This window comes from Paraferrimonas haliotis, from assembly GCF_002282895.1.
In the GTDB taxonomy this organism is placed as follows: domain Bacteria; phylum Pseudomonadota; class Gammaproteobacteria; order Enterobacterales; family Shewanellaceae; genus Paraferrimonas; species Paraferrimonas haliotis.
The window spans coordinates 1-13,955 of sequence record NZ_NRRB01000002.1 but is presented as its reverse complement, the minus strand read 5'-3'; the positions used below and the strand labels follow the sequence as shown (position 1 = coordinate 13,955).

At 46.9% G+C, this 13,955-nt stretch carries 14 protein-coding genes; 9 read left to right on the top strand and 5 right to left on the bottom strand.

What is annotated here, in order from left to right; all coding sequences use genetic code 11:
* Positions 1 to 3 precede the first annotated feature (3 nt).
* The 4 genes from CLC91_RS03910 to CLC91_RS03895 are packed head-to-tail and all read left to right on the top strand — an operon-like array spanning position 4 to position 4,754.
* The gene (locus tag CLC91_RS03910) at positions 4 to 471 is read left to right on the top strand and encodes a pilus assembly PilX family protein (protein WP_125828480.1); all 468 of its coding nucleotides are present in this window, start codon (positions 4 to 6) and stop codon (positions 469 to 471) included.
* The gene (locus tag CLC91_RS03905; RefSeq protein ID WP_095500038.1) at positions 471 to 4,034 is read left to right on the top strand and encodes a pilus assembly protein; all 3,564 of its coding nucleotides are present in this window, start codon (positions 471 to 473) and stop codon (positions 4,032 to 4,034) included. Before CLC91_RS03910 ends, CLC91_RS03905 begins: the two co-directional genes overlap by 1 nt.
* Positions 4,035 to 4,038: 4 nt before the next feature.
* Complete coding sequence (locus CLC91_RS03900) at positions 4,039 to 4,422, top strand: type IV pilin protein (RefSeq protein WP_095498107.1); 384 nt, start codon at positions 4,039 to 4,041, stop codon at positions 4,420 to 4,422.
* Complete coding sequence (locus CLC91_RS03895; RefSeq protein WP_095498108.1) at positions 4,422 to 4,754, top strand: TapY2 family type IVa secretion system protein; 333 nt, start codon at positions 4,422 to 4,424, stop codon at positions 4,752 to 4,754. Before CLC91_RS03900 ends, CLC91_RS03895 begins: the two co-directional genes overlap by 1 nt.
* Before the next feature lie 19 nt (positions 4,755 to 4,773).
* Here the strand turns inward: CLC91_RS03895 and CLC91_RS03890 are convergent, their stop codons facing one another.
* Entirely contained in the window at positions 4,774 to 5,274 is a 501-nt protein-coding gene (locus CLC91_RS03890; protein ID WP_095498109.1) for a GspH/FimT family pseudopilin, read from the bottom strand.
* Positions 5,275 to 5,382: 108 nt separating this feature from the next.
* Positions 5,383 to 5,871: a GspH/FimT family pseudopilin gene (locus tag CLC91_RS03885; protein WP_158220709.1), complete on the bottom strand. Its 489-nt coding sequence runs from the start codon at positions 5,869 to 5,871 to the stop codon at positions 5,383 to 5,385.
* An 85-nt stretch (positions 5,872 to 5,956) separates the two neighbouring features.
* Between CLC91_RS03885 and glnB the strand changes: the two genes are divergently transcribed.
* A complete protein-coding gene (glnB, locus tag CLC91_RS03880) occupies positions 5,957 to 6,295 on the top strand; it encodes a nitrogen regulatory protein P-II (RefSeq protein ID WP_095498111.1) in 339 nt (112 codons plus the stop codon).
* A 7-nt stretch (positions 6,296 to 6,302) separates the two neighbouring features.
* Here glnB and CLC91_RS03875 read toward each other — a convergent pair whose 3' ends face one another.
* On the bottom strand, positions 6,303 to 6,704 hold the full coding sequence (locus tag CLC91_RS03875) for a hypothetical protein (RefSeq protein ID WP_095498112.1): 402 nt from the start codon (positions 6,702 to 6,704) through the stop codon (positions 6,303 to 6,305).
* 234 nt (positions 6,705 to 6,938) lie between these two features.
* Complete coding sequence (locus CLC91_RS03870; RefSeq protein ID WP_095498113.1) at positions 6,939 to 7,685, bottom strand: outer membrane protein assembly factor BamD; 747 nt, start codon at positions 7,683 to 7,685, stop codon at positions 6,939 to 6,941.
* A 123-nt stretch (positions 7,686 to 7,808) separates the two neighbouring features.
* Here CLC91_RS03870 and rluD point away from each other — a divergent pair, with 123 nt between their 5' ends.
* The 3 genes from rluD (at position 7,809) to clpB (ending at position 12,191) form a co-directional block, all read left to right on the top strand.
* Positions 7,809 to 8,780, top strand: coding sequence for a 23S rRNA pseudouridine(1911/1915/1917) synthase RluD (gene rluD, locus CLC91_RS03865; protein WP_095498114.1), 972 nt, complete (start codon positions 7,809 to 7,811; stop codon positions 8,778 to 8,780).
* Between the two features lie 4 nt (positions 8,781 to 8,784).
* Positions 8,785 to 9,516 carry a peptidoglycan editing factor PgeF gene (gene pgeF, locus CLC91_RS03860; protein WP_095498115.1) on the top strand — a complete coding sequence of 244 codons (732 nt, stop codon included), beginning with the start codon at positions 8,785 to 8,787 and terminating at the stop codon, positions 9,514 to 9,516.
* 104 nt (positions 9,517 to 9,620) lie between these two features.
* Positions 9,621 to 12,191, top strand: coding sequence for an ATP-dependent chaperone ClpB (gene clpB, locus CLC91_RS03855; protein ID WP_095498116.1), 2,571 nt, complete (start codon positions 9,621 to 9,623; stop codon positions 12,189 to 12,191).
* 58 nt (positions 12,192 to 12,249) lie between these two features.
* On the opposite strand, the gene CLC91_RS03850 is transcribed toward clpB, so the two are convergent.
* Positions 12,250 to 12,705 carry a DUF4124 domain-containing protein gene (locus CLC91_RS03850; protein ID WP_095498117.1) on the bottom strand — a complete coding sequence of 152 codons (456 nt, stop codon included), beginning with the start codon at positions 12,703 to 12,705 and terminating at the stop codon, positions 12,250 to 12,252.
* Between the two features lie 92 nt (positions 12,706 to 12,797).
* Here CLC91_RS03850 and pssA point away from each other — a divergent pair, with 92 nt between their 5' ends.
* Positions 12,798 to 13,613, top strand: coding sequence for a CDP-diacylglycerol--serine O-phosphatidyltransferase (gene pssA, locus CLC91_RS03845; protein ID WP_095498118.1), 816 nt, complete (start codon positions 12,798 to 12,800; stop codon positions 13,611 to 13,613).
* The last annotated feature ends 342 nt before the right edge of the window (positions 13,614 to 13,955 follow it).

Below are 13,955 nucleotides of genomic sequence, written 5' to 3'. Positions count from 1 at the left end.
ATTTTGAGAAAACAACCGAGTTTCAGGTCACTGAACAATCAGCAAGGAATTGTGCTGTTTTTTGCATTGGTGGTTCTGCTTATTCTTACCGTTATTGGTACTAGCCTAGCCGTCAGTTCAGGGTTTTCGGCTCGAATGGCGACCACTAGTGCGGAGCGAGTGGAATCTTTACATACCATCAATGGTAGTCAATTACGGCTCATCGATGAGGAAGCGGCTAAGCAAGGCGAAAGCTTGTTCGTAAAAGGCGTGGGTACCACCAGTGTCACCGATGCTAATACCGGCGTTGCCAGCGATATTAAATTTTTGGTGGAAACCGGCTGCAGACGCTCAAGCTCGGCCTCAAGTGCCTCTACTTTTAGTTGCCGTCAATCAGAAGTGGCCAGTCAAGTGTCATTTGGAAAAAATAACCGCGGCAATATCGGCATTGTGTCGGCGGTTGAACAACCCGTATTTAACGTAGGAGGTTAATGGTGCGCATTCTAATAACGATTCTAACATTAACGTTTGTCATTCTTAGCCAAGTCAAAGCGGACGACACTGAGTTGTATGTGTTTGATGCGTCTCAGCGCAAAGGTGTGCGTCCTAAAGTTCTTATTATTTTCGATAACTCAGGCAGTATGAATGCGGTGAGCTCCGAAAAGCCCGGCTACGACCCAACCATAGACTATGACCCAGTATTATCCGGTTTTTTTGGTGATAAAGGCCTTTATTGGACCGCTAATGGCATTGATAATGCTTCGATGCCGGTGCCTTCAAGCCCAAGCGATGCCAGACGTTTTTTAGAAGCCATTAATGGCTGTGATACCGCGAGACAGGCGCTTGATAAACACGGCATTTATACTGGGTTTATCCGTGAGTATTCAAAGAAAGGTAATACCGGATCGTGGGAAGAAATTCGCGAAAACAACGGTTTTAACGCCAACGACTTGATCGATTGTTTAGCAGACATTAACGAAGGAAACCCTAAGAATGCTCCGGGACAAGCGGACGCGTTTCCCATAGATGGAGGGAAGCCTAAAGGTAATGACCACTTTGACGCCGCTTACGACACTAATATAGCCGACTACGTTAATAACACCAATTTTGGCTCCGGTTCACCGATCACCTTATACACAGATAATTACTTGTTTTGGTTTCATGCAGATGAAGACGACTTAGGTACTGTATCAAGTACTTTGTTAGAGCAAGCTCAAAAAGTGATTACTTCCGTGATTGAAACCACTCCGGGTATTGACTTAGGCTTGTCGTTGTTTAACTTAAACTACCCTTCGGGTACGCGACATGGCGGTCGAATTGTAGCGGGCATACAAGAGATGAATGCTGCAGGGCGGGCTGATCTAGCCAGCAAAGTGTCGCGAATTACAGCTGATACCAACACTCCGTTAACTGAAACCTTGTACGAAGCCTATCGTTATTTATCGGGTAAATCGCCGTATTACGGTTTTGCCGATTCCAGTTATAAAGGGGGCTCGGTAGACTACGACACTAAAAGTAAGAGCTATTTGCCCACTGATCCTAATTGTTTGAACTCAGACGGTAACTACATCTCACCATTTGGGAATTGCCAAGGTTCTACTTACATCATTCTTATTACCGACGGATTGCCGACGGAAGATGAAAATGCAGACTCAAAAATCAAAAGTTTGCCACAAGGTGTTGGCAAACCATATGTCGAAGGCAAAATGACCAGTTACCTGCCAGCGTTAGCGGAATGGATGTATAAGCACGATGTGGTGTCGCCCGCAAGCAATTACGACGATGTGGATATGAAGCGTAATACCATTTTGTACACCATTGGCTTTAGTGACCAAGCGGATGATGCAGAAGGTTTGCTGTTGGATGCAGCCAAACGCGGTGGCGGCAAGTACTTCTCGGCCTATAACTCCCAAGAGTTGCAAAAATCCCTGACCGACATCTTTATTGAAATCTCCAAAGAAACGGCAAGTTTTACGTCGCCTTCGATAGCCAGTAATAACTTCGATCGCACCCAAACATTGGATGCGGTGTATTACGGCATGTTTTATCCGAACTCTGGGCCTCGCTGGATGGGGAATTTGAAAAAACTCAGAATTAAAGGCGACGGTACCATTGTCGATAGCCGTGGTTTAGCGGCCATTGGTTTAGATGGCAATATTCGCAGCCGCTCATGCAGCATTTGGACGCCAACCTCTACCTGTTCTGCACTCGCCGATGGTGGTGATGGTAACGAGGTACACGATGGTGGCGTGGTGCATATGCTCAGACAAGGTTCTAAGCGAAGTATCTACTCGGACACCGGAGTAAACGGTTCATTGCAAACACTGTCAGCCTCTAATTTAGCTGCTAAGGCTGGTGACATGCGTGCCGCCGTGGATTATCTGAACCTGAGCTCCTCCGATAGCCAAAGCGATAGCCAAATAGTAGCGGAGCAAATCGCTTGGATTGAAGGTAAAGACGTTGATAACGATTTAGGCATAGGCAATTCAAATGCCATTCGCCAAGACGTTCTTGGAGACCCGCTGCACTCAAAACCCCTCGCCATCACTTTTGGTAAGAGCGATGGCAGTCAGGATGTCCGAATTCTAATGGGCACTAACCATGGCCTATTGCATATGTTTAAAGATGCCGGTGATACCGTCTCAGAAGCCTGGGCCTTTGCACCCTATGACTTGCTGCCGAACAGCGTGACCTTAAGGGATAACCCGCCGAGCGGGATTCACTCAGAATACGGTGTCGATAGCTCACCGGTAGCCTATGTGCGCGACGTAAATGCTAATGGCATGATAGAGCCGTCAGATGGCGACAAAGTATGGGTATACTTTGGTTTGCGTCGCGGAGGCAATGCCTACTATGCAATGGATATAACTAACCCTGACTCACCAAAGTTACTGTGGAAAGTCGACGCCGATACTACCGGGCTATCGGAGCTAGGCCAGTCTTGGTCAGAGCCTATTGTTACCTACATTAATGGTTATCCGGGCACCTCTAAAGATACCGCCAAACCTGTAGTAGTCATCGGTGGTGGATATGATTCGCTTAAAGATAAAGCAGGCCCAACTTACAAAGATAGTGCAGGTCGGGCCGTCTATATACTGGATGCGGAAACTGGAACGCCTATCCATAGTTTTGGAGCAACCGGCAGCGGTGCAAGCACAATTATTACGGATATGGTTGACAGTATCCCAAATAAGATTGCGGCTCTGGACAGCAATGGTGATGGTTTGTCAGATCGACTATACGCAACGGATACCGGCGCTAATGTGTGGCGATTCGATTTGGTTGGAACTGATTTTAGTAAATGGACTGCTTATAAGTTTGCTGAGTTAGGCGGCAGCTCAGACGTCGATAACCGTCGCTTTTTCTCAGAGCCGGCGGTTGCGCAAACAGCTATGACGCAAGTGACCAGCATTAACGGTGATATGATGTATCAAGAACAAGCCTATGATGCCATTACCGTAGGCAGTGGTAATCGTCCGGGGCCGCTCGGGCTGGATCGTGAAGACTACTTCTTCACTCTGCGCGATCGCAATGTCTACAGTGCGTTGGTTGATTTAGCCAATCCAGCGCCTGCCCCCATTCGCATGAGCGATATGTACGATGTGATGAAGTCAGGTTACGGCAGTGCATCGGATCAGGCTGGTCAAGATGCCCTTGATGAGACCTATTCCGCCAAAAAAGGCTGGTTTATGCACTTCTCTGATGAGGGGGAGAAAGCCTTATCGGCAGCCACGATACTAGGGGGTAAAGTTTATTACACCTCCTTCGTTCCGCAAACCGAGCTTGCTGAAAACCAATGTATGCTAGAAGGCGGCGGTCGCTTGTATGTTAGAGATTTACACCGAGGCATTAACAGCCTAAGTGAACCGTATTACGACTTAGGGGTGCGGGTGCCAGACACGCCACAGATTGTGGTGCCACCGGGCGAGCCTTCCGACATTTATCTTGTAGGTGTGGGTAAGGGCGAACTTAATCCAGATGGCGAGTATTCGGGCTCTGTAGGTACTGATATGCAGATGCGAGCCAAACGTATTTATTACCATATCGACGAGTAATAACATGATGAAAAACAAACAAGGCTTTACCTTAGTTGAACTGCTCATCACAGTGGTTATTGTGGGCATTTTGGCAGCGGTGGTTTTTCCGAGCTATACCGACTATGTCGCGCGCTCGGCAAGAGCGGAAGCCGTTTCTATGCTTTCCGGTGCAGCTGCTAAGCAAGAGCAATACTATATGGACCATAGAAGCTACGCTGATAGCTTGTCGAAACTCGGAGTGGCAAACACTGCAAATTCAAAACTGTACAAGTTTGATATTGCCGTGGCCAGTGGCAGTTTCACCATTAAAGCGACCGCACTTGCACAGCAAGCCAGTCGCGACAAAGATTGCACACCATTAAGCATAGACTCGGCTGGCAATCGTAAACCAGAGGGGTGTTGGTAATGAAAAATTGGGGTGTCCTATTGCTCGCGACGACTGCTCTGTGTGCCTCACACTCAGCGGTCTCGGCAGAGAAGCAAAATTATAAATGCGCGGTTAGCACAGGGCTTGGCGACCAGCTCGTGTTTTATCGCTGGCACCAAGCTCAATCGTCGGCGAAGCAAGCTAAGTTAGTGGGCTCTCAAGTAGCGCTTTCGGAGCATTTAAAGAAAAGAAAGACTTATAAAATTAAGCAAAATAAAGTCTATGTAGAACGGGTTTATGAATGCACCCTAGTAAACCAAGACTTTAAATCAGCGAAAGCCAAAAGCTTGGATGAGCAAACGCCTCGATAACGTCTTCGATACTTGATAGTTATTGGCAAGGTCGGTCACTTTTGTGGCCGATTTTTGTTCGTCCCGTGTTCGATACAATCAACTGCTTGGAAAACGCCTTTTGACCCTTCGGGCAATAGTTTAAGGTGCCGTTACTGCCAAAGCTTTGACCGAACTCATCGAAGCGTAGCCAACGTCTGTTATACATGGCCTTGTCAGAGGGGTGACTAAAAGCGACTCGGGTGAGTAATTCATCATTGCTATCAAGTGCGCCGACCCTGTCAGCATCTATAAAAATACTGAAGCCCTGATTCCAATCGTCATGACACAATCCTTGCTTAAGCGGGCAAACAGTAACCGGTGTTGCGTATAAACGAGCCGAATGGCGACCAAAGGCAACTGACCTCTGGACCTTAGTTAGCATCGACTGAGCGGTCATTTTTAATTGTAGGGTGGACAGCGCAGGCAGCGCGTAACTTGTAAGCATGATTGCTAAACTAATGCATACCAACATTTCCACCAGAGTGAAGCCACTTCGCATAATTTTCGCTCCTTGAACATACTAGCTATAGCTAATACGACAGGAATGCAAAGCGCCAGAATGGTGGGCTGATTTAAAACAAATTCAGCCATTGGGACGACCTAACAATTATTTGCAAGTAAATGTGCCGGTTTTAATCTCGGTTCTACCCATGGTGCTCACGTTTAGGCGGCGGGCATTGGTGGATTCGTTAGAAGGGCAGTAGGTGAAACTGCCTGCGGTGACGTTGGCGCTGCCGTTCGCATCAAAAGTTAATGCGTTGTGGTTAAAATAGATTTTATCTTTGTTATTGAAGCCTTCCACTTTACGCAGCTGTTCTACAAGGTTTCCAGAAGTATCGCTAATGAATATGGTGAATCCGGAAGACCAATTGCCGCTACACTTTCCGCTGGAGCGCGGGCATACGGTCACACGAGTGCCGTAGCTTTGAGCTTGGTTGCGTGCGAGCAATACAGAACTTTGAATGCGATTAATAGCAGCGCTTGCTCGTTGCTTTTCATACAGGTCTGCTAGTTGAGGTACTCCGACACCGATGAGCACAACTGCAACAATAATGGTTACCATCAGCTCGATGAGCGTAAATCCTTTTACTTTCATAATAATGTCCAGTTTGCACAAACCTGTTAGTCGATATGTTAATATCACCACAAAATCACGATTTTTGATAGTAAAAGGATGAGCAATGAAGAAAATTGAGGCTATCATCAAGCCATTTAAGCTCGATGATGTGCGGGAAAGCTTGGCTGACGTCGGTATTACAGGTATGACCGTATCTGAAGTCAAAGGGTTTGGTCGTCAGAAAGGACACACAGAGCTATACCGCGGCGCAGAGTATATGGTGGACTTCCTACCTAAAGTTAAAATTGAGATGGTGATTCAGGATGACTTGGTGGAACAAGCGATAGAAGCCATTGTTGAAACCAGCCGCACCGGTAAAATCGGCGATGGTAAGATATTCGTCAGTCCCGTGGAGCGGGTTATCCGTATCCGCACCGGAGAAGAAGACGAAGAAGCTGTTTAAGCGCTCGTTAGAAATCCAGCTTTGCATCCAAGAATTGGTAAAGCTGGTTTTTTGTTTGTAACTTATTTTTTTGCCAATCTTCGATAATCACCTGCGACTCTATCTCTTCGCCTTGATTAACCACCATTAAATCCATTTGTAAGTGTTGGTTAGCCCCATAGGTATAGGCGATGGCCGATACCCATTCGTAAACGGCGTCAAAGTCGTCGGATTCCTGCTCAATTTTAGCAAGCAGTTTCTTCATTAGCTTATTCAGCTTGGTTTTGTTCTCAGTGTTGGCATAGCTAAGAAAACGAATTGGTACTTGATTGAGGCTAACGCTGGATTGCGTTTGATTGAGGCTTAAGGAATGCAGTTGGTTGGCAGCCGAGTCCGCCTGAAGGGTTGGATTTAGCAAAACACCAGACATCGCAGCACCACAACTCAATGCAATAGCGAGCGTCCATATTTTTCTTTTTTGTTTAGTTAGACTTCTTAGCATTCTTACCTCAAGCAAATAACTCTATGTGTCATTCTTCATAGCGGTAGCTGAGCGGCAATTGTTTTGAGTTCGAATGGGAGTTGGATCAAGTTGCGTTAAAAGCTGAGGGGATAAGCGCTCATTGCGAGCGCTAAACTGTGATATTTGTTATTAAAGTGCTGTTTAATTGTTGCCAAAGTTGGCGTTGTATACGGTCTGCGCATTTTGCTGGAGTACCGTTTGGCCGAGCTCACCATAACCTTCTATCATGATTTCTAAAGCGCGCTCGGCAGAGTCTGTTCCCGGATATTTCTCGAGTACCATCTGCGCGCGATTAACGGCGGCAGAGAACGCGTCCATCTTCATGTAATATTCTGCCACCTGAATTGAGTAGCGTGCAAGGCGGTTTTTAAGCTCCACCATGCGCTGCCGAGCGTCATTAGCGTAGCGGCTGTCTGGGTGAGCTTTGATTAATTTCTCGAAGTCTCTGAATGCATTAATGGCATTTTGAGGATCGCGATCAGTACGGTCGATGTTCAACATGTCGTGGAACATATAGCTGTCTTGTTGCATGTTAACCAAACCGCGCATGTATTGAACGTAGTCAATGCTTGGGTGGGTCGGGTTTAAGCGCATGAATCGGTCAATATTAGCAATGGCGTTGGCGCTGTCGTCTAGCTTGTAATAGGCGAAAATCATGTCTAATTGCACTTGCGTTTTGTGAGGGCCAAACGGATATCGGCTATCAAGTGCACTTAACAGCTGCACCGACTTGGTGAAGTTTCCAAGTTCCATAGAAGTGCGAGCTTGCTTATACAAAGCATTTGCGGATTGTTTTGCGATTTCTTCTTCAGCGGAATCTGTGCTGCTGCAACCACTAAATAGCATAACCATCAGGCTAATTGCGGTTACTTTCAAAAGTTTAGTCATGACTGCTCTATCAATATTTTAGTTTTGTATTAAGATTTTGCGCCAATTAGCGCTACACTATGGCAACCGATTGTATCACTTGATACAAGTATTACGACCTTAATCTGGGAAAACCGTTCCATAATGTCGCAAAACATTCAATTACAAGGTGAAGTTGAAGTTCACCAAATGGGCCAACGTTTAGATTTAACTCTGGCCGAACTCTTTAGTGATTATTCGCGCTCGCGAATTAAAGAGTGGATCTTAACCGGCCAAGTTACCGTTGACGGCGAAGTGGTGGATAAGCCACGGGTTAAGGTAGTCGCTGGACAACGGCTATCGATTGACGCGGTTATCGAAGAAGAAGTGCGTTCTGCGGCCGAAAATATCGAGCTCGATATTGTCTATGAAGACGAACACATTCTCGTGATTAACAAGCCTGCTGGACTGGTGGTACACCCTGGTGCTGGCAATGCTGATGGTACGGTGCTCAATGCATTGTTACACCATGTACCAGATATCGACACCGTCCCACGTGCCGGCATCGTGCACCGCTTAGATAAGGAAACGACGGGATTAATGGTGGTGGCTAAAACCGTACCGGCGCAAACCCATCTAGTAACAGCGTTGCAAGCTCGTGAAATCACCCGAGAATACGAAGCCATTTGTAATGGCTTGATGACCGCCGGTGGCTTGGTCGATCAACCTATTGGGCGGCATCCTACTAAGCGCACTCACATGGCGGTTGTGGTGAATGGCAAACCGGCGGTTACTCATTATCGAGTGGCAGAAAAGTTTCGTGCCCATACCCGATTAAGATTGCGTTTGGAAAGTGGGCGAACCCACCAGATTCGTGTTCATATGGCGCATATTAAACACCCACTGGTTGGGGATCCTGTTTATGGAGGACGGCCACGCCCTCTGAAGAGAGCCGAAGAATCATTACGGGAGCAACTAAAAGGTTTTAAACGCCAAGCTTTGCATGCGGCGATGCTCGAGTTGGCCCACCCTATAACCGGTGAGGTCATGCAATGGCACGCGCCCATACCGCAGGATATGACTCAACTGACTGAAGCCTTGCGTGCAGACGCAAAGGCGAATCCGCTGGATTACTAAGCTCATGTTCATCACCCCAAACTGGAATGCACCGACACGGGTTAAGGCATACGCCACAACCCGTGTTGGAGGGGTTAGTGAAGGGCCTTATACCGGTTTAAACCTTGGTAATCATGTGGGTGATAGTAATGAACACGTAGCGACTAATCGGTGGCTACTTGCTCAACAACTATCGCTGCCACAACCAGTGCCATGGTTAGAACAAGTTCATGGCACTAAGGTCATACAAGTCCCAACCCAAACTCAATCCAGTGCCCTCACAGCAGATGGCAGTTACAGCCGCCAATCCGGCGCTGTTTGCTGTGTAATGACGGCCGATTGTTTGCCCGTCTTGCTGTGCAATGCAGCAGGTACTCAAGTCGCGGCCATTCATGCCGGTTGGCGCGGCCTTGCTAACGGTGTGTTGCGCAACGGCATTGATCGATTCGATGATCCCACTGAGGTAATTGCTTGGATTGGTCCTGCAATAAGCCAAGATTATTTTGAAGTAGGTGCTGAAGTTCGACAACGCTTTTTAGAAAGCATTGACGGCTCACAAGCGGCATTTGTTAATAGCGTTAACAGTGGTAAGTATATGGCGAATTTGCCACAGCTTGCGAACTTGCAATTACAAAGTTTGGGCGTACTTCAAATAAGCATGAGTAACCTGTGCACCTATGCCGAACCTATCCGGTTTTATTCCTATCGTCGTGACGGTCAAACTGGCCGCCAAGCTTGTTTAATTTGGCTCGATTAAAGTCCTTGCTCCTAACAACGCCCTTGAAACTGAGTTTTTTCACCCCATTTATTAATTAAGTCTCGTCTAATTGACGACAGTTATGATTTTTAAATGGAGGCGTTATGAGACTCGATAAAATGACGACTAAATTTCAACAGGCGCTCTCGCAAGCGCAATCGCTTGCCATTGGGAACGACCACCAGTTCATTGAAGCTGCACACGTAATGAGTGCTTTGTTATCACAACAAGGGGGCTCCCTTCGACCCATTCTCACCCTAGCTGGTGTAAATATAAACCTGTTAAGCGATGCCATTACCAAACAACTCGATGGTGCGCCTCAAGTACAAGGTATTCAAGGGGATGTGCAGGTTTCACAAGCGCTCATTAAATTGTTTAACGTATGCGATAAGTTGGCTCAAAAGCGCAACGATAATTACATTTCCTCAGAATTGTTTTTGTTGGCCCTACTACAATCTTCAGATCCACTCGCTAAGTCGTTAACTGCAGCGGGTGCCAGTGAACGTAAAATTGAAGCGGCCATAGCTCAGGTTCGAGGAGGACAAACGATGGATGATGCCAACGCCGAAGAAACACGACAATCGTTGCAGAAATACACCATAGATCTTACTGAGCGAGCGGAGTTAGGTAAGTTGGATCCAGTCATAGGTCGTGATGAAGAGATTCGTCGCACCGTTCAGGTATTGCAACGTCGCACCAAGAATAATCCTGTGCTGATTGGTGAGCCTGGCGTGGGTAAAACGGCCATCGTAGAGGGCTTAGCTCAACGAATTATTAATGGTGAAGTGCCTGAAGGATTAAAGAATAAGCGCGTATTAAGCCTAGATCTGGGTGCCTTGTTAGCAGGCGCTAAATATCGCGGAGAATTCGAAGAGCGTCTCAAAGCGGTTTTAAATGAATTGGCCCAACAGGAAGGGCAAGTGATTCTGTTCATCGATGAGCTTCATACTATGGTTGGCGCCGGTAAGTCAGACGGCGCGATGGACGCAGGGAATATGCTCAAACCAGCGTTGGCTCGTGGTGAATTGCATTGTGTTGGAGCCACCACCTTAGATGAGTATCGGCAGTACATTGAGAAAGATGCGGCGCTAGAACGACGCTTCCAAAAGGTACAAGTAGGCGAGCCTACGGTGCAGGATACCATAGCGATACTGCGCGGTTTAAAAGAACGTTATGAACTGCACCATCATGTAGAAATAACGGATCCTGCCATTGTTGCCGCCGCCAGTTTGTCTCACCGTTATATTTCGGATCGAAAACTGCCAGATAAAGCGATTGATCTGATCGATGAAGCGGCCTCCAGCATTCGTTTGCAAATCGACTCTAAACCCGAACCCTTGGATCGTCTCGAACGCCGCATAATCCAACTTAAATTGGAGCAGCAAGCGCTAAAAAAAGAAAGCGATGATGCCAGTATCAAGCGGTTGCAAATGCTAGAAGCTGATCTGCAAAAGCTGCAAGGCGAGTTTGATGAGCTTGAACAAGTATGGGTTCAAGAAAAGGCCGCATTGGCCGGTACTCAGCATTTGAAAGCGGATCTGGAAAAAGCGAAATTAGACATGGAAGTAGCCAGTCGTAATGGCGATTTGACTCGCATGTCCGAATTGCAATACGGCACAATTCCAGATTTAGAGAAGCAAATCGAGTCAGCAGCTAGCCTAGATATGAAAGAAATGACACTGCTTAAAAACAAGGTGACTGATAACGAAATTGCAGACGTAATGTCTCGATGGACCGGCATTCCGGTATCTCGAATGCTTGAAGGCGAGAGGGAAAAGCTCTTGCGAATGGAACAGCAACTGCACACTCAAGTGATCGGCCAAAATGAGGCGGTTGATGCCGTGGCCAATGCCATACGCCGTTCAAGAGCGGGCTTATCTGATCCGTCGCAGCCAATTGGTTCGTTTTTATTCCTCGGCCCTACCGGCGTGGGAAAAACGGAGCTGTGTAAAGCGTTGGCGCGGTTTATGTTTGATTCGGATCAGGCAATGGTTCGAATTGATATGTCCGAGTTTATGGAAAAGCACTCGGTGTCTCGTTTAGTTGGGGCTCCTCCGGGCTACGTTGGCTACGAAGAAGGGGGCTACTTAACGGAAGCGGTTCGTCGTAAGCCGTACTCGGTGATTTTGCTTGATGAAGTAGAAAAGGCGCATCCAGACGTTTTCAATATACTGTTGCAAGTATTGGATGATGGCCGTTTAACGGATGGCCAAGGCCGTACGGTAGATTTTCGTAATACCGTTATCATTATGACCTCTAATCTCGGTTCCGACGTCATTCAAGAGCATTTCGGTGACTTGAATTACGAAAAAATGAAGCAGACAGTTATGATGTCGGTAACAAACGCTTTTCGACCTGAGTTTCTAAATCGAATTGATGAGACGGTTGTGTTCCATCCATTGGCTCAAAAGCACATCAAAGCCATTGCCACGATTCAACTGCGCCAGTTGAGTCAGCGTTTGTTGGATAAAAACTATCAGTTACACGTCGAAGATGAAGCCTTGGCGCAAATCGCTGCTGCTGGGTTTGATCCGGTTTATGGCGCGCGACCGTTAAAGCGAGCGGTTCAAATGGAATTGGAAAACCCGCTTGCCAACGCCATACTATCGGGGCGGTTAGTTCCCGGCAAAGTCATTACTGTTGGCGCGGGTAGTCCGCTGACCTTTAACCAATAATCAGTAAGTAATAAAAAGGGCTAGCCACTGGCTAGCCCTTTTACTATTTCATTAGCGGTTATTGCTTTTGAGGGCAATACTTGTCAATACGAGCTTGAACTTTATTGATGCGCCGTTGTTTCTGCTCATCATCGAGTACCATCATTGAACCGTCTCTTTGTTTTTCCCGGACTAATTGGTAGCTTTGAAGCACGTCTAGATCGTATTGAGCGTTGGCACATTGCGATTGGGCTTGTTGTAAATCTAATTGAGCTAATGTTTCGGATTCATCGTTATCGCCTTTGGACGCCGATTCTGCACCTTGCTTTTTATAAAAGGTGACCCCGGGTCTGTCGATAATATCGGACTCGATACGTTCATACTCACCGCTAACAGGTGGATGCTCTTCAAAATGGACTTTGCCCTCTTCATCTACCCAACGATAAATCGTTTGTGCTTGAGCCGATTGACTTAAGATAGCGGAGCAAATCACTAAGCTTATTAAAATGGGTGCATTAAAAAGTTTTAGTATCATCACAGAGTCCGTTGTGCCGATAGAGGTGTATGTCAGTTTAGGTTTATACTACTCCAATATATCCAAAAACCAAATTCTTATAAAGGTTACCCATGGACTCGCAAACGCCATCCTCTCAAACCCTTAGTCGAGGCATTTATTTGCTCCCTAATTTGTTGACTACCGCAGGATTATTCGCCGGATTTTACAGCGTTATCGCGTCGATCAACGGTCAGTTTGAGGCGGCCGCGGTGGCACTGTTTATCGCAATGATTTGGGATGGGCTGGATGGACGCGTAGCGAGAATGACCAACACTCAAAGTGAATTTGGCGCTGAATACGATTCCATGGCCGATATGGTGTCCTTCGGGATAGCGCCGGCTTTACTGGCCTATAATTGGGCACTCCATGATTTGGGAAAAATTGGATGGTTGGCCGCGTTCATATATACCGCCGCTGCGGCATTGCGATTAGCCAGATTTAATACTCAGGTGGGGCGAGCTGATAAACGGTTTTTCCAAGGATTGGCCAGTCCAGCTGCCGCCGCTTTGATTGGTGGGAGTGTTTGGTTGGGGGCTCACTTTTCTGTGGATGGCGAAGACGTCTGCTATTTGGTGGCGTTAATAACCGCAGCGTCTGGTTTGTTAATGGTTAGCAACTTCCGTTATTACTCGTTTAAGGATGTTGACTGGAAAGGGAGAGTTAACTTCTTATCAATTTTAGCCTTGGTGGGATTATTCGTAGTGGTATCGCTGCAACCGGCTTTGGTCTTATTCCTCGTCTTTTTAGGCTACGCATGTTCTGGCCCCATACTAACCGTAAAAGGGGTGAGTAAGCTTAAAATGGAACATGTTGTTGGTGACGATGGTGATGCCTCGTTTGCTGCAGCTAATAAAGGCGATACTGGCAAGGGCGCAAAATTCGACTAGACTTGATCGAGATCGCGTTATTCTCAGAGTGGATCCTAAGCTTTGTATAAAAGATCGCCAAGCGATCTTTTTTATGTAAAAAACCCTTGCGCTAAATAATCAGCGCCCTATAATGCGCATCCACTGACACGGCACAGGGCCAAACAGCCACTGAATAAGCCCGAGTCAGTCGGCCCAATAAGCGCCTTGAAAAAAGTTTTCAAAAAGCACTTGACGGTCGAAGGGAAACGCGTAGAATACGCAGCCCTGACCCGAGACAGGGTCACGCTCTTTAACAATTTAATCAAGCAATCTGTGTGGGCACTCCGTACAAGGTTTTAAGTATCCAAAACGATATTTAAC